Below are 26,086 nucleotides of genomic sequence, written 5' to 3' on the forward strand. Positions count from 1 at the left end.
GGTGAGTACGGCATCCCCCGGCCACCCCGTCGCCCCCGTCCCGGAGCGGCTCTTCGACGACGACCGCGAGCAGCGCTGGCGTGCCCGCTTCACGGCGGTCCGCATGTCCCGTCCCGCCTGGGCGCTCGACGCGCCGGACCGCAGCGTGTACTCGTCGAACGCCAGCGGCACCACCCAGGTGCACACCTGGGACCGCGCCACGGACCTGCACCGGCAGGTCACCGACCGGCCCGCCGGCACCCACTTCGCCACGCTCCCGCCGGACGGCGGGGAGGTCTGGTGGTTCGCCGACACCGACGGCGACGAGTTCGGCCACTGGGTCGCCGAGCCCTTCGCCGGCCTGCCCGCGGGCGCCGCGCCGGCCAACCCCCTGCCCGGCGTCGAGGACGGCTACCCCGCGGGTCTCGACATCGGCCGCGCGCTGGTCGCCGTCGGCACCTCGACGGACGACGGCACCACGATCTGGCTGCACCGCCGCGGCGCCGCGGGGCCCGCCACCCGCGTCTACCACCACGCCGAGGACGCCGGCGTCGGCGGCCTGTCCGAGGACGAGACGCTGCTCGCGATCAGCCACTCCGAGCACGGCGACTCCCGGCACCCGGCGCTGCGTGTCATGACCGTCGACGGCGACCTCGTCGCCGAGAAGTCCGACGGCCCGGGCAAGGGCCTGAGCCCGATCGCCTTCGCGCCCGTCCGCGGCGACCAGCGGCTGCTGGTCGGCCACGAGCGCCGCGGCCGCGAGGAGCTGCTGATCTGGGACGTCGCCACGGACATCGAGACCGAGCTCGACCTGGGCCTGCCCGGCGAGATCGACGCCGACTTCTACCCGGACGCCTCGGCCCTGCTCATCTGGCACACCCACGCCGCCCGCACCCGGCTGCACCGCTACGACCTGACCACCGGCGAGCTCACCGAGCTGGCCACCGCCCCGGGGTGCATCGGCTCGGCCGACGTCCGGCCGGACGGCACGGTGGAGTACTCCAGCTCGTCGGCGGCCATGCCGTCGGCGGTGCGGGCGCTGCACCCGGACGGCACCGACCGGCGCCTGCTGACCCCGCCCGGGGAGCCCGCGCCCGAGTCCGTCCCGGTCGAGGACCTGTGGGTCGACGGGCCGGGCGGGAAGGTCCACGCCCTGATCGCCCGGCCGGCCGGCGAAGGCCCCTTCCCGGCGGTGTTCGCCCTGCACGGCGGCCCGCACGCCGCCGACGAGGACCGGTTCTCCGCCGGCCGCGCCGCCTGGGTCGACGCCGGGTTCGCCGTGGTCGAGGTCAACTACCGCGGCTCGACGGGCTACGGCTCGGTCTGGCGGGACGCGATCGAGGGCCGGCCGGGGCTGACCGAGCTGGAGGACGTCGCGGCGGTGCACGACGCCGTCGTCGCCGCCGGGCTCGTCGATCCGGCGCGCACGGTCGTCGAGGGCTGGTCGTGGGGCGGGTACCTGGCGCTGCTCGCGGCGGGCACCCAGCCCGGGCGGTGGGCCGGGGCGATCGGCGGGGTGCCGGTCGCGGACTACCTCGCCGCCTACGCCGACGAGATGGAGCAGCTGCGCGCCTTCGACCGGGCCCTGTTCGGGGGATCCCCCGAGGAGGTGCCGGAGCGCTACCGGCTCGCGTCGCCGCTGACCTACGTCGGCGACGTGCGCGCGCCCGTGCTGGTACTGGCCGGGGAGAACGACCCGCGGTGCCCGATCCGGCAGATCGACAACTACCTGGACGCGCTGCGGGAGCGCGCCGACCTGCCCTACGAGGTCGCGCGGTTCGACGCCGGACACGGCTCCCTGGTCGTCGCCGAGACGTTGCGGCATGTGGCCACGGAGATCGACTTCGCCCGCCGCGCCCTGGAGAGGATCACAGTCGCGCGCACCTAGGCGTCATGCCGGTGTAGCGATCCCGTAACGCGCCGCCGCCACGATGGGGTCGACTCTGCAAGGAGGCGGTCACGGTGGCGCTGTGGCGCGTGCACGTGGAGCTGGAGGATCGACCCGGCCGGCTCGGTGAGCTGGCGACCGCGGTCGGCCGTTCCGGGTGCAACATCCTCTCGCTGCACGTGGTGGGGGAACCGGCCGACGACGGGTCGGTCACGGACGAGCTGCTGGTCAAGATCCCGGACGGGATCGAGCCCGCCAGCATGATCGCCGCCGTGGAACAGGCCGGGATCCCGTGCACCCTGCTCGTCCGGGCGGACGCGACCGAGTTGGCCGACACCGCCACCACCGCGCTCGCCCTGGCCCGGATGGTCGCGGCCGACCCGGGCAGCGCACCCCAGGCCGTCGCCACGCTGCTGCGGGCGCGGATCGTCGAGCCCGGCGCGCCCGCCCGCACCGGGCACGTCCACACGCTGCGCGTCGGCACCTCGCAGGTGCACCTGGGCCGGTCGTGGCCCTTCACCGCCACCGAGCTCTCCCGCGCCGCCGCGCTGCTCGAGCTCGCGGGGCAGCTCTCGCTCACCGGGCCGCCCTCGCGGAGGGTCGCGCAGCCGGACCCGATCCTGCTGCTGGTCGACGGCTCGGAGGTCCGGGTGCGCACGGCCGCGCCGGCCGACCTCCCGCTGGTCGCCGCGCTGCACGCCCGCTGCTCGCCGGCGACGCGCAGCGCGCGGTTCCTCTCCGCCACCGCGCGGCTCGACCCCGACGAGCTGGACACGCTCGTCGGGGCGCCGCACACGGTGTTCGGCCGCGGGGCCCAGCGCACGGTCCTCGCCCTCACCACGGACGGCGGCAGCGCGGTCGGGATGGTCAACGTCGAGCGCACGAGCGCGGCCGCGGCCTCGTTCGCCGTGGTCGTGGAGGACGCCTGGCAGGACCGCGGGCTGGGCACCGCACTGGTCCGCCGCGCCGCCGAGGTGGCCGCGGAGCAGGGCAACGAGGAACTGATGGCCACCACGCACACGCAGAACATGCAGGTGGTGAAGCTGCTGCGGCGCGCCGGCCTGCGCCCCACCGCCGAGATCGCCGGCGGGATGCTGCACGTCCGCGCCCCGCTGAGCCCGGTCGTCACCCGCGTCGGCTAGCCGTGAGTGGCAATAGTCGCCATGGCGACTATCGCCACTCACGAGGGATCAGAGCAGGTCGAGGACCTTCTCCGGCGGACGTCCGACCACGGCCCGGTCCCCGACGACGACGATCGGCCGCTCGATCAGGATCGGGTGCGCGGCCAGGGCGTCGAGCAGGGTGTCCCGGTCCGCGTCGGCGAGCCCGAGCTCCGTGTAGAGCTTCTCCCCCGTCCGCACGATCGCGCGCGGGTCGTCCGTGCCGAGCTGCGCGAGCACGCGCTCGAGCCCGGCGCGGTCCGGCGCGTCGTCGAGGTACCGCACGACGGCGGGGTCCACGCCGCGCTCGGTGAGCAGCGCGAGCGCGCCGCGGCTCTTCGAGCAGCGCGGGTTGTGCCAGATGGTCACGGCGTCCTGGGGCCCGGCGTCGGTCATGCGCCGAGCCTAGATTGGCCGGCATGACGCCTCCCACCACCGGCCTGCTGGTCTTCGACGGCCGCTGCGGGTTCTGCACCCGCACCGTCGGGTGGCTGCGCCTGCTCGACCGGGACGCGCGGATCACCACGCTCCCCTACCAGCAGGCGGGCGCCCCCGAGAAGGCCGGCGCGACGACCACCGCCTGCGCCGACGAGGTCCACTTCGCCGCCGAGGGGCGGACGGTCACCGGCGCCGCGGCCGTCAACGCGGCCCTCGCGGTCGCCCTGCGCACGGACCTGCCCCAGCGGCTCTACTCCCGCACCGCGCCGGTGCAGGACCGCGTCTACGCGTGGGTCGCCCGGCACCGCGGCCGGCTGCCGGGCACCACGCCCTGGTGCGAGCGCTACCCGGACGTCTGCGGGTCCTGAGAGGGGCCGGCCCCCGCACCCGGGAAGGGGTGTGGGGGCCGACCGCCGTGGTGGGAACCGTGCGCGTACCACCACTGCACCACGTTCTCTGGACCGAGTCAAGTTTTCGACCGGGTCACCGGAGCGAGGATCCCTCGCGCGTACCTGAAGCCACGCTGAGTGACCACTCCGGGCGCCGCCCGTGCTCGGGCAGACTGGTGCGCGATGAGCGAGATCCCGTTCCCGCACCGCGCCGGCGGTGCGCGGTGAGCGCGCCCCCCGGGCCGTTCCCGCCGGCCGTCCCCACGGCCCGTCCGGGCTCCGGCCCGCCGCCCCCGCGCACCCCCGAGCCCGGGTACGGCGGCGGAGGCCGACGGCCGCGGCGCGGTCTCGGCGGACGGGTCGTCGGCGCGGTCCTGCTCGCGGTGGCCGCCTCGGTGTTCACCGTGCCGGACCTGTGGTTCGGGCTCGACCGGTGGAGCCCGTTCACCCAGATCGTGGCCTTCCGCGCGATCCTGTTGGTGATCGTGACCGTCGTCGCGCTGGCGCTGGCGCTGGTCACGCTCGGGATGCGGCGCGTGTGGCCCTTTCCGCTGGCCATGCTCGCCGTCGTCGCCGTGACGGCGTCGACGATGGTGCCGCGGCTGTCCGCCGACCCGGTACCGACCGGCGGCACGCCCGTGAAGGTGCTGTCCTTCAACGTCTACACCGGCGACGCGGACGTCCGGGCCCTCGCCGACCTCATCCACCGCGAGCGGCCGGACCTGATCGCCCTGCCCGAGGCCGGGGAGCGCTACCGGCAGAAGCTCGCGCCGCTCGTCGAGGACCTCGGCTACCGCACGGAGGCCTCGGTCGACCGGCGGTCGCAGGACGTCAACGGCGTGGTCGCGGCGGTGTCCCCGCGGTTCGGCGACGTGACCTTCGACATCGGCAAGATCACGGAGGACTCGCCGTTCCCGTACGTGCAGGTCTCCGGCGGGGAGATGGGCGACCTGACCTTCGTCGCCTTCCACTCGGTGGCCCCCACCGCGGGCTCGGTCGCCCAGTGGCGGCAGGACCTCGCAGGCGTGTCCCGGTGGTGCTCCGCGGGCTCGCCGGCGATCGTGGCCGGCGACTTCAACGCCACCCTCGACCACTCGGTGCTGCGGAGCGCCACCGCGGACTGCGGCGACGCGGCCGCGCAGCGCGGCTCGGCGCTCACCGCGACCTGGCCGGCGATGCTGCCCCGCTGGCTGGGCGCCGAGATCGACCACGTCTTCGCCAACCAGGGCGCGACCTCGGAGTCGTTCGAGGTCCTGGACCTGCCCGGCAGCGACCACCGGGCCGTCCTCACGACGTTGCGGCTGCCCTGACCCCGTCCGTCTCGTCGTCGACGAACACCTCGTCGAGCACGAACCGCTCGATGTCGAGCACGAAGCCGCGGACCCGCGTCTCCGGGTGCAGGAACGGGTCGTGCCGGAGCTGGGCGACCCCGCGCGCGACGCTGGTCGCCACGTCCTTGAACGCGAAGGTCCGCCACGACGGGCGCATCCCCGTCTCGTCGGCGAGCTCCTCGGTGAAGTCCTCGTCGGAGAAGGTGTTGAGGCCGCAGCCGCTGTGCTGGACGAGCAGCACGTCGCGGGTGTGCAGCTTGCGCTGGCTGATCGTCAGCGAGCGGATCACGTCGTCGGTGACGACGCCCCCGGCGTTCCGGAGCACGTGCACCTCGCCGAGCTTCAGCCCGAACAGGGCGAACACGTCGATGCGGGAGTCCATGCAGGTGACCACCGCGGTGTGCAGGGCGGGCGGGACCGCCAGGCCCTCCGCGTTCGCCTTGGCCAGGCGACCGCCACCGGCCTCGTACCGCGTCAGCAGCTCGTCGTAGCTCACGGCGCACATCATCTCGGACGGACCGGGACGAGGCAGGCCGGGATGCCCGCTTGGGGCACATCTCACTCCCGATGCGCATCCGGAGAATGCACGAACGGCACCTTCGTGCGGTAGCTCCGCACGAAAGTGCCGTCGGTGCAGCAGGCGAGCGGGGTCAGACCTGGTCGGCGATCGTCTCCGCGATCTCGTAGGTGTTCAGCGCGGCACCCTTGCGCAGGTTGTCGCCGCAGACGAACAGCTCGAGGGTGTTCGGGAAGTCCAGCGCCTGCCGGACCCGGCCGACGTGCGTCGGGTCCTGCCCGACGACGGCGGCGGGCGTGGGCCACACCCCGGCGCCCGGGTCGTCCTCGAGCACGATCGTGGGCTGCGCGGCCAGCACCTTGTGCGCCGCCTCGACCGTGACGTCCCGGGAGAAGGTGGCGTGCACCGCCAGCGCGTGCGTGGTGATCACCGGGACGCGCACGCAGGTCGCCGAGACGCGCAGGTCCGGGATGCCCAGGATCTTGCGGGACTCGTTGCGGACCTTGAGCTCCTCGGACGACCAGCCGTCGTCCTTGAGCGAGCCGGCCCACGGCACCACGTTGAGCGCGAGCGGGGCCGGGAACGGGGAGTCGTCGCCCAGGTCGGCCACCGCCGCGGCGACGTCGCCGGACCGGGAGCCCAGGTCCTTGCCCGCCACCGCGGACAGCTCGGCCTGCAGCCGGTCGATGCCGGGCTGACCGGCGCCCGACGCGGCCTGGTACGAGGCCACGACCAGCGCCTCGAGCCCGAACTCGCGGTGCAGCGCGCCCATCGCGGCCATCATCGACAGCGTGGTGCAGTTGGGGTTCGCGATGATCCCCTTGGGGCGGTTCGCGGCGGCCTCGGCGTTGACCTCGGGCACCACCAGCGGCACCTCGGGGTCCATCCGGAAGGCGCCGGAGTTGTCGACGGCCACGGCGCCGCGGGAGGCGGCGATCGGGGCCCACTCGGCGGAGATCTCGTCCGGCACGTCGAACAGGGCGATGTCGACGCCGTCGAACACCTCGGGCGCGAGGGCCTGCACGGTGACGTCCTCACCGCGGACCTTCAGCACCTTGCCGGCGGAGCGCGCGGAGGCGATCAGCCGGATCTCGCCCCACGGCACGGACCCGCGGGCGTCGATGATCTCGATCATGGTGGTGCCGACGGCACCGGTGGCGCCGACGATGGCGAGTACAGGTCCGGCCATGATTCAGCGCCCCGTCCCGGCCGCGACGACGGCCTCTTCCTCGGAGTCGAGCTCGAACGCGGCGTGCAGCGCGCGGACGGCGTCGTCGAGCTGGTCGGACTTGCAGATCACCGAGATCCGGATCTCCGAGGTGTTCATGGTCTCGATGTTGATCCCGGCGTCCGAGAGCGCCTCGCAGAACGTGGCCGTGACGCCCGGGTGGTTGCGCATGCCGGCGCCGACCAGCGAGACCTTGCCGACCTCGTTGTCGTAGATCAGCTCGGCGTAGCCGATCTGCTCCTTGGCCTTCTCGAGAGCGGCGACGGCGTTGGGGCCGTCCGAGCGGGGCAGGGTGAAGGTGATGTCGGTCTTGCCGTCCGACTGGTTGGAGATGTTCTGCAGCACCATGTCGATGTTGATCTCGGCATCGGCCACGACGCGGAAGATCCGGGCGGCCATGCCGGGGGTGTCCGGCACGCCCGTCACGGTGATCTTGCCCTCGGACCGGTCGTGCGCGACCCCGGTGATGATGGGGTTCTCCAACGGAATCTCCTCGATCGAGCCGGCGACGAGCGTGCCGGGCTTCTCGTTGTACGAGCTGCGGACGCGCAGCGGGACGTTGTAGCGGCGGGCGTACTCGACGGCCCGCAGGTGCAGCACCTTCGCGCCGCAGGCGGCCAGCTCGAGCATCTCCTCGTAGGTCACGGTCTCGAGGTGCCGCGCCTTCGGGGCGATCCGGGGGTCGGCGGAGTAGATGCCGTCGACGTCCGTGTAGATCTCGCAGACGTCCGCCTCGAGCGCCGCGGCCAGCGCGACGGCGGTCGTGTCCGAGCCGCCGCGGCCGAGCGTGGTGATGTCCTTCGAGTCCTCGCTCATCCCCTGGAACCCGGCGACGAGCACGATGTGCCCCTCGGCCAGCGCGCTGCGCAGCCGGTGCGGGTTGACCTCGACGATCCGCGCGTCGCCGTGCTTCGAGGTGGTGAGCATGCCGGCCTGCGAGCCGGTGAACGAGCGGGCCTCGGCGCCCAGCGAGTGGATCGCCATCGCGACGAGGGCGTTGGAGATGCGCTCGCCCGCGGTGAGCAGCATGTCCATCTCGCGCGGTGGCGGGGCTCCGGTGGAGACCTGCTCGGCGAGGTCCGTCAGCTCGTCCGTCGTGTCGCCCATGGCGGACACGACGACGACGACGTCGTGACCCTCCTTGCGGGTGCGGACGATGCGTTCGGCGACCTTCTTGATCCGCTCCGCGCTCTCGACCGACGATCCGCCGTACTTCTGCACGACGAGGGCCACTCCGACCTCCTGTCCGGCGCCGGTCCGGCGCCCTGGTCCTCCGCCTCGGGGGCGTGTTCGCACCGCTCTCCGGGCGCTGGTCGGGAGCCGAGGATACCGGCTGCGACGTGCAGGGTTAACCTGTTTGACCGATGCCACAGAGGCCCACGCCACGTTTGGGGGCCGGAGCTGAGGGGCACCGCGCGGGAACCCGGCCGTCGGGCGCTGGGTGGCTACCGCGGCGACGCAGCCGCGAAACCACTCCGTCGGGTACGGGTCGGCGGGGGCCGGAACGCCCGGGCACCGGCAGGAGATCATGGACCGATGAGCGCGGCGGGCGGCGACAGGGGCGCGGAGGTGGTCCGGGACGAGGTCCCGGGGGCCGCCGAACGCCCGACCGAGCCGCTCGCGGCGGTCCGGGCGCGCGGCCGCGCAGTCCCCTGGGCCGCGATCGGGCGGGCGCTGCTCCCTGCCGCCCTCTTCCTCGGCGTCCGCTGCGTCGGGATCGTGGTGCTCGCCATGGTCGCGACCCGGCAGGGCACCCGGCTCGGCGACGAGCTCGGCTCCTGGGACGGGCAGTGGTTCCTCGGCCTGGCCCAGGGCGGCTACGACGGCGTCCCGATCGGGCTGAGCGACGCCTACGGCAACCGCAGCGGCGAGACCCCGCTGGCGTTCTTCCCCGGCTACCCCGCCACGGTCGCCGTCGTCCGGTTCCTCACGGGCCTGCCGCTGCTGTCGGCGGCGCTCGTGGCGACCGTCCTGGCCGGGATCGTGGCGGCCTACGGTCTCGCGAAGCTGGGCGAGCTGGTCCCCGGCGGGTCCCGGCGCGTCGGGCTCGTTCTGGTGGTGCTGTTCGCGAGCACGCCGATGGCGGTCGTCTTCTCGATGGCCTACTCCGAGGCCCTGTTCTGCGCGGCCGCCGCCTGGTCGCTGGTGTTCCTGCTGCGCGGGCAGTGGATCGGGGCGGGCCTGGCCGCGGCCGGCGCCGGGCTGGTGCGGCCGACCGCGGCGGCACTGGTCGCGGCCGTGGGGCTGGCCGCCGTCGTCGCCGTCGTCGGGCGGCGGGACGGATGGCGGCCCTGGCTGGGCGGCCCGCTCGCGGCCACCGGGCTGCTCGGCTACCTCGGCTACGTCGCGACCCGCACGGGCTCGCTCACCGGCTGGTTCGCCCTGCAGCAGCGCGGCTGGGACTCGCGGTTCGACGGCGGGAGGGCCACCGCGTCGTTCGCCACCGCCGCGCTGGCCGACGGCCGGTCGGTCATGGAGGTCGCGACCGTCGGCGTCCTGCTCGGGGCGATCGCGCTGCTGGCGGTGTCCGTGGCGCAGTCCGTGCGCCGGTGGATGCCGTGGCCGCTCGTCGTCTACTCGGCGGTGGTGCTGGTCATGGACGTGGGCAGCAACGGGCTCATGGGCTCCAAGGCGCGGCTGCTCGTGCCGGCGTTCACGCTGCTGCTGCCGGTGGCCGTGGGCCTGGCCAGGCGCAGGCCGGGCACGCGGGTGTCCGTGCTGGTCGCGGCGGTGCTGGTCTCGGCCTGGTTCGGGGCCTACGCGCTGGCCGACTGGCCGTACGCGATCTGAGGACCGTCCGGCGACGCGTCGCCGGACGGCCTCCGAGCGGGCGACGCGTCGGGCTACGGTACGGGCGAGGCCCGGGGTGGCGCCTCCCGGACCCACCCCGAGGAGCGTCACGATGACCGACACCGCGTCCGTGATTCCCGCCGTGGACCTGGCCGACCTCCGGTCGGCGGCGCCCCACGGCCGCCGGGCCTGCGCGGAGACCGTGCACCGCGGGCTGCGCGACATCGGCTTCGTCTTCGTCCGCACGCCCGAGGTGGCCGAGCGGCTGCGGGCTGACTACCGGACCTTCGCCGAGGTCCTCGACCGGCCCGAGGCCGAGCTCGAGCGGTACCGCCGGCCGGACATCCACCATCTCCGGGGCTACACGCCGCTGGGTGCCGAGACCGCCGCGGCGTGCCGGCGGAGCGGTCGCGGCGGCGCGCCCCAGCCGGACCACCGGTCGTGCTGGTTGATCGGCCCCGACGGGTTCACCGACCCCACACTGCGGTCCCGGTTCCCGGCCTTCCACGCCGACAACGTCTGGCCGGAGGACGCACCCGGCTTCCGCGACCGGTCGCTCGCCCTGCACGCCCGGCTGGACGCGATCGGACGCGAGGTGCTGCGGGCACTCGAACCCGGGCTCGGCTACGAGGAGGGCTTCTTCGACGAGGTGACCCGGGACGCCGGTTCGTCGCTGCGCCCGCTGCGCTACCCGCCCGTCCCGGCGGAGCGGCTCGGCCGCGTGGTCTGGGGTTGCCGGCACACGGACGGCAACCTGGTCTCGGTCCTGCCGCCGTCCACCTCGACCGGCCTGAAGGTCAAGGTGCGCGGTGGCGGCTGGATCGACGCGGTCGCCCCGCCCGGCCACTCCATCGTCCAGGTCGGCGACATGCTGCAGTACATGACCGGCGGCCATCTCCGGTCCGCCGCGCACCGCATCGACGCACCCGATCGCCCGACCACCGAGGCCCGCTACTCCGCGCCGCTGTTCGTCTATCCCCGCGCGGACGTGGACCTGCGGCCGCACGAGCGGTGGGGCGCGAACCCGGACAGGTTCCCGTCCCGCACGGCCGCCGACTACTTCCTGGAGCGGCTCCGCCGCATCGGGCTGGACCGCACGCGTGCGGCCGGCCCCGCGGTGGGGCTCAGCCGATCCGGCGGATCAGCCGGGTGACGACGGCGGTGATGATGCCCCAGATGATCGCCGCGGTGCCGTAGTTCAGGGTCACGGCGAGCTTCGGCTCCGCGGGCAGGAACAGGTTCCCGAGCCCGAGGTTGAAGTACTCCGCCAGGTCACTGATGAAGATCGTGAAGCCGTTGGCCGGGTTCGCGTCGAGCAGGGTCAGCACGATGTGGATCACCAGGACCGCCACGATCAGCATCCCGACGATCCGGACCAGGGAGGCCAGCAGGCCTGCCCCGCGACGCACGGTCGTTCCCACCGCCATTGTGTGTTCCCTCCACGGCACGAGTTGCGCGCATCCTCTCAGACGGTGGGCCGTTCGGCGGGGTCGGCGCGCTCCCCCTATCGGGTGGCCCGGCGTCACGAAGTGTGGCCGCCGTCATCGCGACGGGGGTCGGGGTTGCCGACGCCCCGGGGCGGGGGGTTACAGTCGACTCCATGGCGCGCCTGCTCCTTCGCCGCCGCGGCGGGGTCTGACCGACCGGCCCCTCGTCGCGGGTTCTGGCGTGCCGCCGGTCGACACCTCCCGGTAGCACCCCCAGAAGGAGCACGATCCCCGTGTCCATGTCGCCCGACGCCTACACCGCCTCCTCGGCCAGCAGGATCCGCACGCCCTCCGTACCGGCGCCCGCGGGCCAGCCCGTGTGGAACCCCCAGAAGGGCTCCCATATGCCGATCGGGCGGTACAAGCCGTTCCACGAGCTGGTGGAGCCGGTCTCGCTGCCCGATCGCACCTGGCCCGCCACGCGGATCACCAAGGCCCCGCTGTGGTGCGCGGTCGACCTGCGCGACGGCAACCAGGCCCTGATCGACCCGATGAGCCCCGCGCGCAAGCGCCGCATGTTCGACCTGCTGGTCCGCATGGGCTACAAGGAGATCGAGGTCGGCTTCCCGGCCGCCAGCCAGACGGACTTCGACTTCGTCCGCGAGATCATCGAGCAGGACGCGATCCCGGAGGACGTCCGGATCCAGGTCCTGACCCAGGCCCGCCCCGAGCTGATCGAGCGCACCTTCCAGGCCTGCGAGGGCGCGCCGCGCGCCGTCGTGCACCTGTACAACTCCACCTCGGTGCTGCAGCGCCGCGTGGTGTTCCGCTCCGACCGCGCCGGTATCACCAAGATCGCGACCGACGGTGCGGAGCTGGTCCAGCAGTTCGGCGAGAAGTACCCGGACACGGACTGGCGCTTCCAGTACTCGCCGGAGTCCTACACGGGCACCGAGCTGGAGTACGCGGTCGAGGTCTGCAACGCCGTCAGCGAGATCTGGCGGCCCACGCCGGACAACCCGATGATCGTCAACCTGCCGGCGACCGTCGAGATGGCCACGCCCAACGTCTACGCGGACAGCATCGAGTGGATGCACCGCAACCTGGCCCGCCGGGACGGGATCATCCTGTCCCTGCACCCGCACAACGACCGGGGCACCGGCGTCGCGGCCGCCGAGCTGGGCTACCAGGCCGGCGCCGACCGCATCGAGGGCTGCCTGTTCGGCAACGGCGAGCGCACCGGCAACGTCGACCTGGTCACCCTGGGCATGAACCTGTTCACCCAGGGCATCGACCCGCAGATCGACTTCTCGGACATCGACGAGATCCGCCGGACCGTCGAGTACTGCAACCAGCTGCCCGTGCACGAGCGGCACCCGTGGGGCGGCGACCTGGTCTACACCGCCTTCTCCGGCAGCCACCAGGACGCGATCAACAAGGGCTTCGACGCCATGAAGGCCGAGGCCGCCGAGGCCGGGCACCCGGTCGACGAGCACCCGTGGGAGGTGCCGTACCTGCCGGTCGACCCGAAGGACATCGGCCGCACCTACGAGGCCGTCATCCGGGTGAACTCGCAGTCCGGCAAGGGCGGCGTCGCCTACATCATGAAGACCGAGCACCAGCTGGACATGCCGCGCCGGCTGCAGATGGAGTTCTCGAAGGTCGTCCAGGAGGTCACCGACTCCGAGGGCGGCGAGGTCTCGCCCAAGGAGATGCGGGACGTCTTCGAGACCGAGTACCTGACCCGCGAGACCCCGCTCAAGCTGATCCGGCACCGGCTGACCAGCGACGGCGAGGGCCGGGACGAGATCGTCGCGACCGTCCGGGTCGAGAGCGAGCTGCACGAGATCGCCGGCAGCGGCAACGGCCCGCTCGCGGCGTTCGTCGACGCGCTGGCCGGCATCGGGTTCGACGTGCGCGTCCTCGACTACCACGAGCACGCGATGGGCGGCGGCGACGACGCCCGGGCGGCCGCCTACGTGGAGTGCGCCATCGAGGACACCGTCCTCTGGGGCGTCGGGATCGACTCCTCGATCGTCGCCGCCTCCTTCAAGGCGCTGGTCTCGGCGATCAACCGGGCCCTCCGCTGATCCCGTGAGTGCGAACTGCCCCTAGAGCGGCAGTTCGCACTCACGACCCCGCCTGACTTGCGGAAATCCGGTCGCCGCGAGTGCGGCGCCGGGTCTGCCCGACGTGTGTACGTGCTCACCGCCCGCCGCGTGATCCCGCGCCGAGGCGGTGCCGACGGCGGTATGGGTGGCGACGATCTCGCCGCCCGCGCCGCGGCCCGGAGGACGGGAACCACCCCACCCGTTCCGGGCCTCCGTCCTCGCCCCGAGCCCGACCACCCGGACCTCACCCCCGGCCCGGGCTGCTCGTGAGTGGCGATGGTCGCTCCGGCGACCATCGCCACTCACGGGGGTCAGCGGCCGAGGATCTCCGTCACCGAGCCGGCGTGTTCCGGGGTGCCGACGGCGAGGTTGGCGGCCTCGTCGACCATGTCCGCGTCGACGTGGTGCGGGCGGATCCGGCCGTCCCGGATCTGCTCCGCCCAGTGGCAGGCCACGCGGTGGCCCGCCGCCGCGCCCTCGAGCTGGCGCAGGTCGGGCCGCTCGGTGTCGCACCGTTCTGCCTGCTTCCACGGGCAGCGGGTGTGGAACCGGCAGCCGCTGGGCGGGGCGGCCGGCGAGGGCAGGTCGCCGGCCAGCAGGATCCGCTCCCGCCGGTCCTCGGCCTCCGGGTCCGGCAGCGGCACCGCGGACATCAGCGCCCGGGTGTAGGGGTGCTGCGGGTCGGCGTAGAGGTCCGTCGACGGCGCCTCCTCGACGATCCCGCCCAGGTACATCACGCCGACCCGGTCGCTGACGTGCCGGACCACGGCCAGGTCGTGCGCGATGACCAGGTAGGTCAGCCCGAGCTCGCGCTGCAGCCGGGACAGCAGGTTGAGCACCTGGGCCTGCACCGAGACGTCGAGCGCGGACACCGGCTCGTCGGCAACGATCAGGTCGGGCTCCACGCACAACGCCCGCGCGATCCCGATGCGCTGCCGCTGCCCCCCGGAGAACTCGTGCGGGTACCGGCGCAGCGCGCCCTTCGGCAGCCCGACGGCGTCGACCAGCTCCTGCAGCCGCTTCCGGTCCACCTCCGGGCCCTGCGACAGCCCGTGCGCCTTCATGCCCTCGGCGAGCAGCGACTCCACGGACTGCCGCGGGTCCAGGCTCGACATCGGGTCCTGGAACACCATCTGGAACCGGCGGCGCCGCCGGCGCAGCTCCTCGCCCTTGAGCCCGGCGATGTCCTGGCCGTCGAACCGGACCTGGCCCCGCGTCGGCTCGGTGAGCTTGAGGATCGCCCGGCCCAGCGTCGACTTGCCGCAGCCGGACTCGCCGACCAGGCCGTAGGTCTCGCCGCGGCGCACCGTGAGCGACACGCCGTCGACGGCATACACGTGCCCCACCGTCCGGGCCCGGAACACCCCCTGGGTGATCGGGAAGTGGACGGCGAGGTCCTCGACCTCCAGCAGGGCCGGGGCCGACCCGTCGGCCTGCTCGCTCATTCCGCTCCCTCCGCGACCGGGACGGGGTTGTGGCAGCGCAGCAGCCGCGTCCCGGCCTCCTCCGCCGCCGGCGTGACCTCCGCGCACACCTCGAGCGCGCGCGGGCAGCGCGGCATGAAGGCGCACGCCCCGCCCTCCGGCGAGGCCCACGGCAGGTTGTCGTTGACCGAGCCGCGGATCGCCGCGAGGTCCTCCCCCGGCGGCCCGTCGAGCCGCGGGATGGAACCGAGCAGCCCGTGCGTGTACGGGTGCCGCGGCTGCCGGAACAGCTCGTGCCGGTCGGCCCGCTCCACGATCCGGCCCGCGTAGAGCACGTTGACCCGGTCGCACAGCCCGGCGACGACGCCGAGGTCGTGCGTGATCATCACCAGCGCCGTCCCCGTCTCGGCGACCAGCTGCTTGAGCAGGTCGAGGATCTGGGCCTGGATGGTGACGTCGAGGGCGGTCGTCGGCTCGTCGGCGATCAGCAGCCGGGGCGTGCAGGCCAGCGCGATCGCGATCAGCGCGCGCTGGCGCATCCCGCCGGACATCTGGTGCGGGTACGAGTCGAGCCGCCGCGTCGGGTCCGGGATGCCGACCCGGTCGAGCAGCTCCGCGGCCTCCCGGCGCGCGGCGTCCTTCTTCATCCCGCGGTGCCGGGTGAGCACCTCGGTGACCTGCAGCCCCACCGGGATCACCGGGTTCAGCGAGGACAGCGGGTCCTGGAAGATCATCGACAGGTCGCGGCCGCGGCGCTCGCGCATCGCGGAGTCCGACAGGCCCAGCAGGTCCTCGCCGTCCATCCGGATCGAGCCGGCGACGCGGTTGCCGCGCTCGGGCAGCAGCCGCATCACCGCCAGCGAGGTCACCGACTTGCCGCAGCCGGACTCGCCGACCAGCCCGACGATCTCGCCGGGCTTCACGTCGAAGCTCACCCCGTCCACGGCGACCGTGTCCGGCTCGCCGCGCCGGGTGAACGCCACCTTCAGGTCCTCGACCTCCAGCAACGCACTCATCGGCGCCCCTTCGGGTCGAGCGCCTCGCGCAGGGCCTCACCGAGCAGCGTGAACCCGAGCGCGACCAGGATGATCGCGATCGCGGGCCAGAACGCCAGCGCGGGCCGGACGTCGAGGTAGGACTGGGCGTTGGCGAGCATGAGCCCCCATTCGGCGCGGGCCGGGTCGCCGTCGCCCAGCCCGAGGAAGGACAGCGCGGCCGCGTCGAGGATCGACGTCGCCAGGGTCAGCGTGGCCTGCACGATCACCGGACCCATCGCGTTGGGCAGCATGTGCCGCAGCACGATCGAACGACGCCGGACTCCCAGCGAGGTGGCCGCGAGGACGTGGTCGCTCTCCCGCTGCGCGAGCATCGAGCCGCGCAGCAGCCGGGCGAACACGGGCACGCTGACCAGCGCGACCGCGATGATCACCGTCGTCTGGCTGGGTTTGGCGGCCAGGGCGGCGATCGAGATCGCGAGCAGCAGCGACGGGATGGACAGCAGCACGTCCGTGACCCGCATGAGCACGGTGTCGACCCAGCCACCGAAGGCGCCGGCGAGCGCGCCGATCACCACGCCGAGCACCAGCCCGATCAAGGTGGCCAGCACGCCGACCAGCAGCGTCTGGCGCGAGGCCAGGATCATCCGGGAGAAGAAGTCGCGGCCGTTCTGGTCCGAGCCCAGCGGGAAGCCGGGCTGCGCGCCGGGGATCGAGTCCGGGCGCAGGGTGCGCTGCAGCTCGGGGAAGGCGGTCGCGGCGTCGTGCGGGGCGATCCACGGCGCGAGGATCGAGACCAGCACGAACAGGCCGACGATCACGGCGCCGACGATCGCGACCGGGTTGCGCCGCAGCCGTCGGAAGGCGTCGGCGGTGAGGCTGCGCCCGCTCGCCTCGGCCAGCTCGTCGACCCGGCGCCGGCGGCGGTCCAGCAGTGTCGGGGGTCGGGGTCGCAGGCTGCCCCTCGGCGAGGTCATCGCACCCTCACCCTCGGGTCGATGACCGCGTACGAGAGGTCGACGAGCAGGTTCACGATCACGTAGACCAGCGCGCCGAGCAGCACCACGGCCTGCAGCCGGGGGTAGTCGCGGCGCTCGATCGCCTGCGCGAGCAGCGTGCCGAGGCCGCCCCAGACGAACACCTTCTCGGTGAGCACCGCGCCCGCCAGCAGCAGGCCGGTCTGCAGACCGATCGTCGTCGAGACGGGCAGCAGGGCGTTGCGCAGCACGTGCCGCTCGCGGACGGTGCGGGGCGCGAGGCCCTTCGAGTTGGCCGTGCGCACGAAGTCCGAGCCCATGACGTCGAGCACGGAGGCCCGGGTGATCCGCACGATCACCGCGAGCGGGATCGTGGCCAGCGCGACCGCGGGCAGGACCAGGTGCACGAGGGCGTCCCACGACGCGTCGAACTCCCTGGTCACGAGCCCGTCGAGCACGGCGAACCCGGTGACGTGCGTGGCGTCGATGTCCACGGCCTGCCGCCCCGAGGGCGGGAACCAGCCCAGGTCCACGGCGAAGAACTGCTTGAGCAGGTAGCCCAGGAAGAACACGGGGACCGCCACGCCGACGAGCGTCGCGATCACGGTGGTGGTGTCGAGGGGGCGGCCGCGGTAGCGCGCCGCGACGTAGCCGAGCGGGATGCCCAGCACCACGGCGAGCAGCAGCGCGGCCATCGCGAGCTCGATCGTCGCGGGGAGCGCCCGGGCGATCTCGGTCGTCACAGGTTCGCCGGTGATCAGGGAGTTGCCGAAGTCGCCGGTCAGGGCGCGGCCGAGGAAGCGGAAGTACTGGACCGGGACGGGCTGGTCGAGCCCGAGCACGGTGTTGAGCTGGGCGATCTTCTCCGGGGTCGCCTTGTCGCCGAGCAGCGCGGCCGCCGGTCCGCCGGGCAGCGAGCGCAGCCAGGCGAACAGGAGGATGGACAGCAGCAGGAGCGTCGGGACGACCTGGATCAACCGCCGCACGATGAAGCGCAGCATGGTGGCCTTTCACACCGGCACCCCGAGCGCGTCAGGGAACCATGACGCGCTCAGGGCAGCCGGATCGTCGCATTACGGAACCATAATGCGATTCGGTCGGATCAGCTCTGCGTCTTGCTGACGGTGTTGAACCGCTCGTCGGTCAGCGGGCTGGGCACCAGGCCCTGGATCGCACCGGAGACGACGATCGCGGGCGGGCTGCTGCTGATCGGCACGGCCGGCAGGTACTTCGCCATCAGGTCGCGGTTGGCCTGCTCGTACGCCGCGGCGTGCTTGGCGGGGTCCGGCTCGGCGTCGGCCGCGTTGATCTGCGCGTACATCGCCGGGTCCTCCGGACCGAACTCCGGCTTCTCGCGGCCGAAGAAGGTGCCGATGAAGTTGCCGGCGTCGTTGTAGTCGCCGGTCCACCCGAGCAGGTGCAGGTCCTGCTTGCCCGCGGTCTGGACGTCGTCCTTGAAGCCGCCGTTCCAGGGGCGCGGCACCGCGTTGACCGTGATCCCGGCCTGCTTGAGGTTCTCCGAGATCAGCTGGAAGAGGTCGGTCGGGTTCGGCATGTAGGGCCGGGTGACCTCGGTCGGGTAGTAGAAGTTCAGCGTCAGGTTCGACGCCCCGGCCTGGGCCAGCAGGTCCTTCGCCTTCTGCGGGTCGTACGGGTACTGCTGGACGTCGTCGGCGTACCCGGCGACGGTCTTGGGCATGAACTGCGTCGCGACCTCGGCGCCCTCGGGCAGCTTGGTCTGCACCAGCGCCTGCCGGTCGATCGCGTAGGCCAGCGCCTGGCGCACCCGGATGTCCTTGAGCGCCGGGTTGTTCTTGGTGTTGATGCCCATGTAGAGCACGTTGAACGGCTGGCGGATCAGCACCTGCTGGCCGGCCTGCTTCAGGGCGTTGTAGTCGGCGGGCGACGGGTAGTCGTAGCCGTCGATCGTGCCGGCGGTGAGCTCCTGCTTGCGGGCGTTCTCGTCCGGGATGATCTTGAACACGAGCTTGTCCAGCTTGGCCTTCTCACCCCAGTAGTCGGGGTTGCGGACCAGGGTGATCGTGTTCGCGGTGCGGTCGTAGCTCTCGAACTTGAACGCGCCGGTGCCGGTCGGGTGGTCCGTGGCGTAGGCCGGGTAGGAGAACGAGTCGCCGCTCTGCGTGACGTTGTCCGCGTCGTACTGCTTCAGCGCGGCCGGGCTGGAGATCGACAGCGAGGTCAGGCCGAAGGCGGCGGGGAAGGCGCCCTTGTACTTGCTCAGGGAGATGGTGGCCTTGTCGCCGTTCGCCTGGCAGGACTCGTAGATCCCGCCGGAGTTCTTGAAGCCCTCGAAGACGTCCGCGTAGTAGATCATGTTGCTCTGCGCGGCCTCGCTGGTCGTGTTCGCCCAGCGGTCGAAGTTGGTGCAGACGGCGGCGGCGTCGAGCGGGGTCCCGTCGTGGAACTTCACGCCCTGGCGGATCGTGAAGGTCCACTGCTTGCCGTCGGGGCTGGACGACCACTCGGTCGCCAGGCCCGGCGCGAGGTCCGTGGTGCCCGGCTTGTACGTGATCAGCGTGTCGTACATCTGACGGACGGGACGGAAGCTCTCGCCGTCGTCGTTGAAGATCGGGTCGAAGTTCTTCGGGGCGCCGGCGGCGCCGAAGACCATCGTGCCGCCGGTCGCGCCGGCCGACCCGCCGTCACCTCGTTCGGAGGTCGCACAGGCGGCGAGCGAGACGGTGAGCGCGCCAGCGGCGATGGTGGCGAGCAGACGTCGTGTGGTGGGCATTCTCAGGGCACCTCGAGGTCGTCGGGGTTTCGAGCGATGCCCGGAGACGCTAGTCAAGGTGTTTACCCGTCGGTAGCCCGCAACGTCACAGTTGGGGCACAGCTACCTCAAAACCAGCTCAAATGCGTGAGGCGGGCGTAACAGTCTCACGCTCCGTGGCGCGAGCACACCCACCCGGCGGATCAAGCGTCCACCGTGGACGTACGACAGTCCGATCAGGACGCCTCGAACTCGCCGTTCTTCACGCCCGCCACGAACGCCGCCCACTCCTCGCGGGTGAAGGCCAGCGCCGTCTGCTCACGGTTCTTGGTGTCCCGCACCAGGAACGTGCCGTCGGGAGTGCGCCCGACCTCCACGCAGCTGCCGCGGTTGCAGAAACTGCTGGTCCGGAACTCGATCACGACCCGCCCCCTCGCGCACTGTTGCGCGCACCGTAGCGGGCGATCAGCTCTGCGCTGTCACCGGGGGACAGCGACACCCCGGCGACGTCGTCGAAGATCTTCGTATAGAGATCCACATCGGACGGAGCCTCGAGGTAGGTGTCGCCCGCGCTGCCCTCGATGTGGACCACATCCCCCGCGAGCTCGTCCGCGAAGCGCAGCACGGTGAACTGACCGGCGAGCGCCCGGTGCATCCCGATCTCGAACGGGAGCACCTGGATCGAGACGTTCGGCAGGTTCCCGAGCTCGAGCAGGTGCTCCGCCTGCTGGGCCATCACCTCGGCCCCGCCGACCAGGCGGCAGAGCACGCTCTCGTCCATGACGGCGCGCACCCGGAGCGGGGCCTCGGCGCGCCGCAGCGCACGCGCCCTCCGCATCCGGAGCTGCACCAGGAGCTCGATCTCGGAGTCCGAGTGGCTCGGCAGCAGCGCCCGCATGAGAGCCCGGGCGTACCGCTCGGTCTGCAGCAGCCCGAGCAGCACCGTGTTGTCGAACGTGCGCACTTCGACCGCCTCGGTCTCCAGTGCAGCGAAGCGCGCGGGGGCGTCGAGCACGAACCGCTCGGGATGCACGCCTTCGGTGATCGGCTCCCACCACCCCTGCGTCCGGCCCTCGCGGACCAGCCGGCGCAGCATGTCCTGCTCGGCGTCGGACGTGACGCCGTAGATCCGGATCAGCTCGTTGACGTCGGGCAGCTTGGGGATGCCCTTGCCCGTCTCCAACCGGCTGATCTTCGAGGTCGAGCAGGTCATCTTCTCCGCGACCTCGTCGAGGGTCATGTCGGCGTTGAGCCGGAGTCGCCGGAGCTCGGCGCCCAGCCGGCGGCGCGGACCCGCGGGCCCCTGCTGTGGCGCCATCCCACCTCCCCCGTCCCGGTCACCCGTCGGAACCGGCCGGATGCTCCGAGCGAGTGATTCGCACGTGGACCCTTCCATGCAATTGCAGGAGGACATCCCGTCGGGCAATCTAAGCACAGCTGGACCCCGAGTGGTTCGCATCACCTCCACCCGGGGTCCCCGAGGGAAGGAGGGCGCCCGTGATCTCCCCGTCCGGCCCGCGCCCCGCCCGTCGCACCCGCCGCCCCGCGGCCCCGGTCCCGCTCCGAGGGACCCCACCGACTCCCGGCACCCGCCGGGCAGCACTCCGAGTGGAAGGTGCCATCCGATGACCCACATCCGAGCCGTTCGCACGCGTGCCGGAGCCCCGTCCAGCAAGGTCGCCCGCCGTCGGTCGGGCAGGTGGTCCCCGTGATCGGCCCCATCGGCATCGTCCTGGTCGGGCTGGGTGTTCTGGCCGTCATCGGCGTGGTCGTCGGCATCCTGGATGCCGCACAGGCCCGCGCCTGGCGGCGGGTCGCCGCCGAACGCCGTCGCAACTGGGAGGGCCGGCAGGCCGCCATGGGCCGGTCGGGCCACGACTCCTGGGGTGACGACGACGGCGACTGACTGCGCAGTGCCGGGGGGTTCCTGCGCGCGGTGGTCCCGCTGGAGCGGGACCGGCGCCCCCACCGGCCCCACCGGGAAGGCGGTCCGCCCGGGCGGACCGGGTCCGGACCTTCGGCCCGGCGCCGCACACCGCGGCGTCGGGTCTTTTCCGTCGCGTGCGATGAGTTCTCGCCCGGCGCACGGTCACTCCCCTGCCGGCCCCGAAGACCAGGAGGAACCGTGACAGAGGTCCACACGCTCGACGTTCCCGGCGCGCGCCTGCACTACGAGGTCCGTGGCTCCGGCCCGGTGCTCGTCGTGGTGGGTTCGCCCATGTCGGCGGCGCACTTCGCGCCGCTCGCCGACGCCCTCGCCGCGCACCACACCGTGGTCACCACCGACCCCCGCGGGATCGCGAACAGCGCGCTCGAGGACCCGACGGTCGACGTCCCGGTGGAGCAGCGGGCGGACGACGTCATCGCGATCCTCGACGCACTCGGCGCCGGCACCGCGGACCTGTTCGGCTCCAGCGGCGGCGCGACCACCGGCCTCGCGCTCGTCGCCCGGCACCCGGACCGGCTGCGCACTCTCGTCGCGCACGAGCCGCCGCTGCTCGAGCTGCTGCCGGACCGCGAGGCGCGGCGCGCCGCGACCGAGGACGTCGTCGCGACCTTCCACGCCGAGGGCGCCGGTCCGGCGTTCGCCAAGTTCATGGCCGCGGCGGGATTCGTGGGCGACGACGCCGGTGCGCCGGCCGAGCCCCCGCCCGGCCCGCCGCCGTCCGAGCAGGACATGCGCGACGCCGAGCGGTTCCTGGCCCACGACCTGCTGGTCACGACCCGGTACGTGCCGGACGTCGAGGCGCTGCGGGCGGCGCGGACCCGGATCGTCGTCGGGATCGGCCAGGACTCCGGACACCTGCTGACCCACCCGACGTCGACCGCCCTCGCCGAGCGGCTCGCGGTGGAGCCGACCTTCTTCCCCGGCGACCACGGCGGCTTCCTCGGCGCCCCGGCGGAGTTCGCCGAGGTGCTGACGAAGGTGCTGGCCGGTTAGGACAGGGCCTCAGGAGAGAGCACGGCGGCCTGCGAGGGCGCGGCCGAGGGTCATCTCGTCCGCGAACTCCAGGTCGCCGCCCATCGGCAGGCCCGAGGCCAGCCGCGTGACGCTGAGCCCGGGGAAGTCCTTGAGCAGCCGGACCAGGTAGGTCGCGGTCGCCTCGCCCTCGGTGTTCGGGTCGGTCGCGATGATGACCTCGCCGATGTCGCCCTCGTCCGTCGCCGGGCCGGTCCCGCCGAGCCGCGCGAGCAGCTCGCGGATCCGCAACGACTCCGGCCCGATCCCGCCCAGCGGGTCCAGCGCGCCGCCGAGCACGTGGTAGCGGCCCTTGAACTCGCGGGTGCGCTCCACCGCCAGGACGTCCTTGGGCTCCTCGACCACGCACACGACCGTCGGGTCGCGGCGCGCGTCGGAGCAGTAGCGGCAGCGCTCGTTCTCCGAGACGTTGCCGCACACCTCGCAGAACTGCACGCCCTGCTTGACCTTCTGCAGGACCTCCTGCAGCCGGGTGACGTCCGCGGCGTCCGCGGCGAGCAGGTGGAACGCGATGCGCTGCGCGCTCTTCGGACCGATGCCGGGCAGCCGGCCCAGCTCGTCGATCAGGTCCTGGACCGGTCCCTCGAACACGTCAGACGCCGGGGAGGCCGAATCCGCCGAGGTCGCCCAGGCCGCCGGTGAGCGGGCCCATCTTCTCGGCCTGCAGCTCCTGCGCGGCGCGGGAGGCGTCCTGGATGGCGCCCACCAGCAGGTCCTGCAGGGTCTCGACGTCCTCGGGGTCCACGATCTTCGGATCGATCTCGACGCGGCGGATCTCGCCCGCCGCCGTCTGGGTGACACGCACGAGCCCGTTGCCCGCCTGGCCGGTCACCTCGGCCTCGGCGAGCTCCTGCTGCGCCGTCATGAGCTGTTCCTGCATCTTCTGCGCCTGCTGCAGGATCATCGACATGTCCGGCTGACCACCCGGTTGCACCAGAACACTCCTCGAGGTCTCGCCCGCGTGTGCGGTCTCGCGACCCAGGGTAGCCGTGACACGCTGTCCGCCGTGTCCGCCCCGCGTCGCGCCCTCGTCCTGACGCCGGCCCTGCTCCTGCTGGTCGCCTGCACGGCCGCCGGGCCCGCGGCCCCGGCGCCCTCCGTGGCCGTCCCGACCAGCAGCGTCGCCGCGTCGCCCGCGCCGGCGGCCCCCACGCGCACGGTCGTCCTCGACCCCGGGCACAACGGCGGCAACGGATCCGCCCGAGCGGCCGTCACCCGCCAGGTCCCCGACGGCCGCGGCGGCACCAAGGCCTGCAACACGACCGGCACCTCGACCGACGCCGGCTACCCCGAGCACGCCTTCACCTGGGACCTGGCCGCACGGGTCCGCGCCCACCTCGAGGCCGCCGGCGTCGCCGTCGTGCTCACCCGGACCTCCGACGACGGCGTGGGCCCCTGCGTCGACGAGCGCGGCAAGGCCGGTCAGGAGGCCGGCGCCGACCTGCTCGTCTCGCTGCACGCGGACGGCGCCGCCGCCTCCGGGCGCGGCTTCCACGTCGCCTACTCCTCGCCGCCGCTCAACGACGCGCAGTCCGGCCCCGCCGTCGATCTCGCCCGCGACCTGCGCGACGCGCTGCGCGCCGACGGCTTCCCGACCAGCGACTACATCGGCCGGGACGGCCTCTCCCCGCGCGCCGACCTCGGCGGGCTCAACTTCGCCACGGTGCCCGCGGCCCTGGTGGAGTGCGCGAACATGCGCAACGCCGAGGAGGCCGCCGTGGTCTCGTCGGCCGAGGGGCGGGAGCGCTACGCCGCCGCGATCGCCGCGGGGATCACGACGTTCCTCGCCGGGCTGCCGGCCTGATCCTTTCGTAAGGTGCCCGCGGTGCACGCCGAACAGCTCCTCGCGCTCCCCACCTGGCGGGCCTTCGACGTCGACGACTCCGGCCGGGTCCTCGCCGGCGGCGACGCCTCCGGCTCCGTCCAGCTCGTCGAACTCGCCCCGGACGGCAGCGCGACCCCGCTCACCGCCTTCGACAGCCCCTGCCGGGGGCGGTACCTGCCGGGCGAGCGCCGGGTCGTCGTCGAGCACGACCGGGGTGGCGACGAGCGCGCCCAGCTCAGCCTGCTGGACCTCGCGACCGGCGAGCTCACCCCGCTGGTCGACGACCCGGACCACGTGAACCTGCTGCTCGCCGTGCTGCCGGGCCGCGTGGTCTACATGACCAACCGGTCCGACGGCGTCGCGTTCGATCTCGTGATCCACGGGGTCGACGCCGGGGCCGAGGAGACCGTGCTGGCCGGTGGCACGCCGATCGGCGAGGTCGCGGCCGACGCGGAGGGGCGCCGGCTGCTCGTCACGGTGGCGGGCGAGGCGGCGATGACCGACCGGTTGCTGGCCGTCGACACCATGCCGGAGACCGAGGGCGGGCGCGTGCACGTGCTCGCCGAGGGCGCACGGTTCGTGCGGCCGCAGTTCGCCGGGGACGAGGTCGTCGTCAGCACGGACGCGGGCCGGGACCGCATCGGCGTCGCGCTGCTCGGCGGCTCCTGGCTCGCCGCGGACGACGACGCCGACCTCCTCGGCCTGCTCACCCCGGACGGCGGCACGCTCCTGGTGGTGCGGTCCGCCGAGGGCGTCGACACACTCCGGCTGCACGACGCCGCGACCGGGGAGCCGCGGACGACCGTCGCACTGCCGGTCGACGGGGTGGTCACGCGGACCCCGCCGGTCTTCTCGCCGTCGGGCCGGTACGCGGCGCTCTCGTTCACCGCGCCGGACACACCTGGCGACGTGGTGCTGCTCGACCTCGCCTCGGGGGAGGCCACCCCGCTGACCCGCACCGTCGCGGCGTGGGAGGGACCGCCGTTCGTGCACCCCGTGGACGTGCGGGTGCCGGCGTCGGACGGCGAGCGGGTGCCGTGCGCGGTGTACCGGCCCGCGTCGCCGGACGGGTCGGCGGTCGTCGTGCTGCACGGGGGGCCGGAGAGCCAGGCGGTGCGCAGCTTCGACCCGGTGGTGCAGCTGCTCGTCGCCGCCGGGCACACGGTGCTGGTGCCGAACGTGCGCGGCTCCACCGGGTTCGGGAAGCGCTGGTACTCCGCCGACGACCGGGAGCGGCGCCTCGACGTCCTGCTCGACCTCGCGGCCCTGCACGACGCCCTGCCCGGACTCGGCTGCGACCCGGCGCGCGCGGCGCTGTGGGGGCGGTCGTACGGCGGCTACCTGGTGCTGCTCGGGCTGGCCTTCCAGCCGGAGCGGTGGGCCGCGGGGGTCGACATCGCGGGCATGTCCAGCCTGGTCACGTTCCTGCAGAACACCGCGCCGCACCGGCGGGCGTTCCGGGAACGCGAGTACGGCTCCGACCCCACCTTCCTCGCCGCCGCGTCACCGCTCACGCGGGTCGAGGAGATCCGCGCGCCGCTGCTCGTGGTGCACGGAGAGAACGACCCGAGGGTCCCGGTCTCCGAGGCGCGGCAGATCGCCGAGGCCACCGGCGCCGAGCTGCTGATCTTCCCGGACGAGGGCCACGGCCCCGACAAGCGGGAGAACAAGATCACAGCATTCGGGAGGGGTGTAGAGCTTCTCTCCCACCTCTGACGACGCGAGTCGGGAGATCCAGCACCGCGAGTCGGGAGTTCTGGCCCCGCGAGTCGGGAGATCCAGCACCGCGAGTCGGGACTTCCAGCAACCGAGTCGGGCCCTGCACCCCCGCGGCTCGCGCCCTGCACCCCCGCAGGTCGCGCCCTACATCCCCCGCGAGTCGCGCTGGGGCGGGAT

The 26,086-nt window shown here is 73.2% G+C and carries 25 protein-coding genes; 11 read left to right on the forward strand and 14 right to left on the reverse strand.

Annotated elements, in window-relative coordinates; translation table 11 throughout:
- The first annotated feature begins 1 nt into the window (after position 1).
- Together PKE99_RS13435 and PKE99_RS13440 are read left to right on the forward strand one after the other, a co-directional pair.
- Positions 2 to 1,867, forward strand: a complete 1,866-nt coding sequence (locus tag PKE99_RS13435; protein WP_037048559.1) for a S9 family peptidase — start codon at positions 2 to 4, stop codon at positions 1,865 to 1,867.
- A 74-nt stretch (positions 1,868 to 1,941) separates the two neighbouring features.
- Complete coding sequence (locus PKE99_RS13440; RefSeq protein ID WP_037048558.1) at positions 1,942 to 3,009, forward strand: GNAT family N-acetyltransferase; 1,068 nt, start codon at positions 1,942 to 1,944, stop codon at positions 3,007 to 3,009.
- A 48-nt stretch (positions 3,010 to 3,057) separates the two neighbouring features.
- Here PKE99_RS13440 and arsC read toward each other — a convergent pair whose 3' ends face one another.
- Complete coding sequence (arsC, locus tag PKE99_RS13445; RefSeq protein ID WP_037048557.1) at positions 3,058 to 3,423, reverse strand: arsenate reductase (glutaredoxin); 366 nt, start codon at positions 3,421 to 3,423, stop codon at positions 3,058 to 3,060.
- Between the two features lie 23 nt (positions 3,424 to 3,446).
- Between arsC and PKE99_RS13450 the strand changes: the two genes are divergently transcribed.
- Entirely contained in the window at positions 3,447 to 3,833 is a 387-nt protein-coding gene (locus PKE99_RS13450; RefSeq protein ID WP_037048556.1) for a thiol-disulfide oxidoreductase DCC family protein, read from the forward strand.
- A gap of 245 nt (positions 3,834 to 4,078) precedes the next feature.
- Positions 4,079 to 5,164: an endonuclease/exonuclease/phosphatase family protein gene (locus tag PKE99_RS13455; protein ID WP_037048555.1), complete on the forward strand. Its 1,086-nt coding sequence runs from the start codon at positions 4,079 to 4,081 to the stop codon at positions 5,162 to 5,164.
- Here the strand turns inward: PKE99_RS13455 and PKE99_RS13460 are convergent.
- The 3 genes from PKE99_RS13460 to PKE99_RS13470 all read right to left on the reverse strand — a co-directional run bounded on the left by PKE99_RS13460 (position 5,142) and on the right by PKE99_RS13470 (position 8,163).
- The gene (locus PKE99_RS13460; protein ID WP_156067746.1) at positions 5,142 to 5,681 is read right to left on the reverse strand and encodes a beta-class carbonic anhydrase; all 540 of its coding nucleotides are present in this window, start codon (positions 5,679 to 5,681) and stop codon (positions 5,142 to 5,144) included. The two genes, PKE99_RS13455 and PKE99_RS13460, sit on opposite strands and share 23 nt — an antisense overlap.
- Positions 5,682 to 5,835: 154 nt before the next feature.
- Positions 5,836 to 6,891: an aspartate-semialdehyde dehydrogenase gene (locus PKE99_RS13465; RefSeq protein WP_037048554.1), complete on the reverse strand. Its 1,056-nt coding sequence runs from the start codon at positions 6,889 to 6,891 to the stop codon at positions 5,836 to 5,838.
- A gap of 3 nt (positions 6,892 to 6,894) precedes the next feature.
- Positions 6,895 to 8,163, reverse strand: a complete 1,269-nt coding sequence (locus tag PKE99_RS13470; protein WP_037048551.1) for an aspartate kinase — start codon at positions 8,161 to 8,163, stop codon at positions 6,895 to 6,897.
- Between the two features lie 303 nt (positions 8,164 to 8,466).
- On the opposite strand from PKE99_RS13470, the gene PKE99_RS13475 reads away from it, so the two are divergent.
- Together PKE99_RS13475 and PKE99_RS13480 are read left to right on the forward strand one after the other, a co-directional pair.
- A complete protein-coding gene (locus PKE99_RS13475) occupies positions 8,467 to 9,720 on the forward strand; it encodes a membrane protein (protein WP_037048548.1) in 1,254 nt (417 codons plus the stop codon).
- A 112-nt stretch (positions 9,721 to 9,832) separates the two neighbouring features.
- A complete protein-coding gene (locus PKE99_RS13480) occupies positions 9,833 to 10,873 on the forward strand; it encodes an isopenicillin N synthase family dioxygenase (protein ID WP_037048545.1) in 1,041 nt (346 codons plus the stop codon).
- Here the strand turns inward: PKE99_RS13480 and PKE99_RS13485 are convergent.
- Complete coding sequence (locus PKE99_RS13485) at positions 10,845 to 11,147, reverse strand: hypothetical protein (protein ID WP_081924374.1); 303 nt, start codon at positions 11,145 to 11,147, stop codon at positions 10,845 to 10,847. The genes PKE99_RS13480 and PKE99_RS13485 overlap by 29 nt on opposite strands.
- A gap of 299 nt (positions 11,148 to 11,446) precedes the next feature.
- Here PKE99_RS13485 and leuA point away from each other — a divergent pair, with 299 nt between their 5' ends.
- Positions 11,447 to 13,237, forward strand: coding sequence for a 2-isopropylmalate synthase (leuA, locus tag PKE99_RS13490; protein ID WP_037048543.1), 1,791 nt, complete (start codon positions 11,447 to 11,449; stop codon positions 13,235 to 13,237).
- A 332-nt stretch (positions 13,238 to 13,569) separates the two neighbouring features.
- On the opposite strand, the gene PKE99_RS13495 is transcribed toward leuA, so the two are convergent.
- The 7 genes from PKE99_RS13495 to PKE99_RS13525 all read right to left on the reverse strand — a co-directional run bounded on the left by PKE99_RS13495 (position 13,570) and on the right by PKE99_RS13525 (position 20,703).
- A complete protein-coding gene (locus PKE99_RS13495; RefSeq protein WP_037048541.1) occupies positions 13,570 to 14,703 on the reverse strand; it encodes an ABC transporter ATP-binding protein in 1,134 nt (377 codons plus the stop codon).
- Positions 14,700 to 15,698: an ABC transporter ATP-binding protein gene (locus PKE99_RS13500; protein WP_037048539.1), complete on the reverse strand. Its 999-nt coding sequence runs from the start codon at positions 15,696 to 15,698 to the stop codon at positions 14,700 to 14,702. The genes PKE99_RS13495 and PKE99_RS13500 overlap by 4 nt, the downstream gene beginning before the upstream one ends.
- Positions 15,695 to 16,654 carry an ABC transporter permease gene (locus PKE99_RS13505; RefSeq protein ID WP_051737762.1) on the reverse strand — a complete coding sequence of 320 codons (960 nt, stop codon included), beginning with the start codon at positions 16,652 to 16,654 and terminating at the stop codon, positions 15,695 to 15,697. The genes PKE99_RS13500 and PKE99_RS13505 overlap by 4 nt, the downstream gene beginning before the upstream one ends.
- Positions 16,651 to 17,655, reverse strand: coding sequence for an ABC transporter permease (locus PKE99_RS13510; protein ID WP_037048536.1), 1,005 nt, complete (start codon positions 17,653 to 17,655; stop codon positions 16,651 to 16,653). Before PKE99_RS13510 ends, PKE99_RS13505 begins: the two co-directional genes overlap by 4 nt.
- A 101-nt stretch (positions 17,656 to 17,756) precedes the next feature.
- Complete coding sequence (locus tag PKE99_RS13515) at positions 17,757 to 19,406, reverse strand: ABC transporter substrate-binding protein (protein WP_037048533.1); 1,650 nt, start codon at positions 19,404 to 19,406, stop codon at positions 17,757 to 17,759.
- A 215-nt stretch (positions 19,407 to 19,621) separates the two neighbouring features.
- Positions 19,622 to 19,807 (reverse strand): DUF397 domain-containing protein, encoded by a 186-nt coding sequence (locus tag PKE99_RS13520; RefSeq protein ID WP_037048530.1) that lies wholly within the window; start codon positions 19,805 to 19,807, stop codon positions 19,622 to 19,624.
- Positions 19,804 to 20,703, reverse strand: coding sequence for a helix-turn-helix domain-containing protein (locus tag PKE99_RS13525; protein ID WP_037048528.1), 900 nt, complete (start codon positions 20,701 to 20,703; stop codon positions 19,804 to 19,806). The genes PKE99_RS13520 and PKE99_RS13525 overlap by 4 nt, the downstream gene beginning before the upstream one ends.
- A 390-nt stretch (positions 20,704 to 21,093) precedes the next feature.
- Here PKE99_RS13525 and PKE99_RS13530 point away from each other — a divergent pair, with 390 nt between their 5' ends.
- Positions 21,094 to 21,291: a hypothetical protein gene (locus PKE99_RS13530; RefSeq protein WP_156067742.1), complete on the forward strand. Its 198-nt coding sequence runs from the start codon at positions 21,094 to 21,096 to the stop codon at positions 21,289 to 21,291.
- A gap of 219 nt (positions 21,292 to 21,510) precedes the next feature.
- Entirely contained in the window at positions 21,511 to 22,326 is an 816-nt protein-coding gene (locus PKE99_RS13535; protein ID WP_037048524.1) for an alpha/beta fold hydrolase, read from the forward strand.
- 9 nt (positions 22,327 to 22,335) lie between these two features.
- On the opposite strand, the gene recR is transcribed toward PKE99_RS13535, so the two are convergent.
- Together recR and PKE99_RS13545 are read right to left on the reverse strand one after the other, a co-directional pair.
- Positions 22,336 to 22,956: a recombination mediator RecR gene (recR, locus tag PKE99_RS13540; RefSeq protein ID WP_037048522.1), complete on the reverse strand. Its 621-nt coding sequence runs from the start codon at positions 22,954 to 22,956 to the stop codon at positions 22,336 to 22,338.
- A gap of 1 nt (position 22,957) precedes the next feature.
- The gene (locus tag PKE99_RS13545; protein WP_081924365.1) at positions 22,958 to 23,299 is read right to left on the reverse strand and encodes a YbaB/EbfC family nucleoid-associated protein; all 342 of its coding nucleotides are present in this window, start codon (positions 23,297 to 23,299) and stop codon (positions 22,958 to 22,960) included.
- Between the two features lie 72 nt (positions 23,300 to 23,371).
- Between PKE99_RS13545 and PKE99_RS13550 the strand changes: the two genes are divergently transcribed.
- On the forward strand, positions 23,372 to 24,169 hold the full coding sequence (locus PKE99_RS13550) for an N-acetylmuramoyl-L-alanine amidase (RefSeq protein ID WP_037048631.1): 798 nt from the start codon (positions 23,372 to 23,374) through the stop codon (positions 24,167 to 24,169).
- Positions 24,170 to 24,190: 21 nt separating this feature from the next.
- On the forward strand, positions 24,191 to 25,906 hold the full coding sequence (locus tag PKE99_RS13555) for a S9 family peptidase (protein WP_037048517.1): 1,716 nt from the start codon (positions 24,191 to 24,193) through the stop codon (positions 25,904 to 25,906).
- Positions 25,907 to 26,086: the final 180 nt, after the last annotated feature.

The sequence above is a fragment of the Pseudonocardia halophobica genome, assembly GCF_027922425.1.
GTDB lineage: Bacteria > Actinomycetota > Actinomycetes > Mycobacteriales > Pseudonocardiaceae > Pseudonocardia > Pseudonocardia halophobica.

Coding starts and splice junctions, on each gene's coding strand:
- arsC (WP_037048557.1), bottom strand. CDS start 3,423: ATGACCGACGCCGGGCCCCAGGACGCCGTGACCATCTGGCACAACCCG.
- PKE99_RS13450 (WP_037048556.1), top strand. CDS start 3,447: ATGACGCCTCCCACCACCGGCCTGCTGGTCTTCGACGGCCGCTGCGGG.
- PKE99_RS13465 (WP_037048554.1), bottom strand. CDS start 6,891: ATGGCCGGACCTGTACTCGCCATCGTCGGCGCCACCGGTGCCGTCGGC.
- PKE99_RS13475 (WP_037048548.1), top strand. CDS start 8,467: ATGAGCGCGGCGGGCGGCGACAGGGGCGCGGAGGTGGTCCGGGACGAG.
- PKE99_RS13480 (WP_037048545.1), top strand. CDS start 9,833: ATGACCGACACCGCGTCCGTGATTCCCGCCGTGGACCTGGCCGACCTC.
- PKE99_RS13485 (WP_081924374.1), bottom strand. CDS start 11,147: ATGGCGGTGGGAACGACCGTGCGTCGCGGGGCAGGCCTGCTGGCCTCC.
- leuA (WP_037048543.1), top strand. CDS start 11,447: ATGTCGCCCGACGCCTACACCGCCTCCTCGGCCAGCAGGATCCGCACG.
- PKE99_RS13495 (WP_037048541.1), bottom strand. CDS start 14,703: ATGAGCGAGCAGGCCGACGGGTCGGCCCCGGCCCTGCTGGAGGTCGAG.
- PKE99_RS13500 (WP_037048539.1), bottom strand. CDS start 15,698: ATGAGTGCGTTGCTGGAGGTCGAGGACCTGAAGGTGGCGTTCACCCGG.
- PKE99_RS13505 (WP_051737762.1), bottom strand. CDS start 16,654: ATGACCTCGCCGAGGGGCAGCCTGCGACCCCGACCCCCGACACTGCTG.
- PKE99_RS13510 (WP_037048536.1), bottom strand. CDS start 17,655: ATGCTGCGCTTCATCGTGCGGCGGTTGATCCAGGTCGTCCCGACGCTC.
- PKE99_RS13515 (WP_037048533.1), bottom strand. CDS start 19,406: ATGCCCACCACACGACGTCTGCTCGCCACCATCGCCGCTGGCGCGCTC.
- PKE99_RS13525 (WP_037048528.1), bottom strand. CDS start 20,703: ATGGCGCCACAGCAGGGGCCCGCGGGTCCGCGCCGCCGGCTGGGCGCC.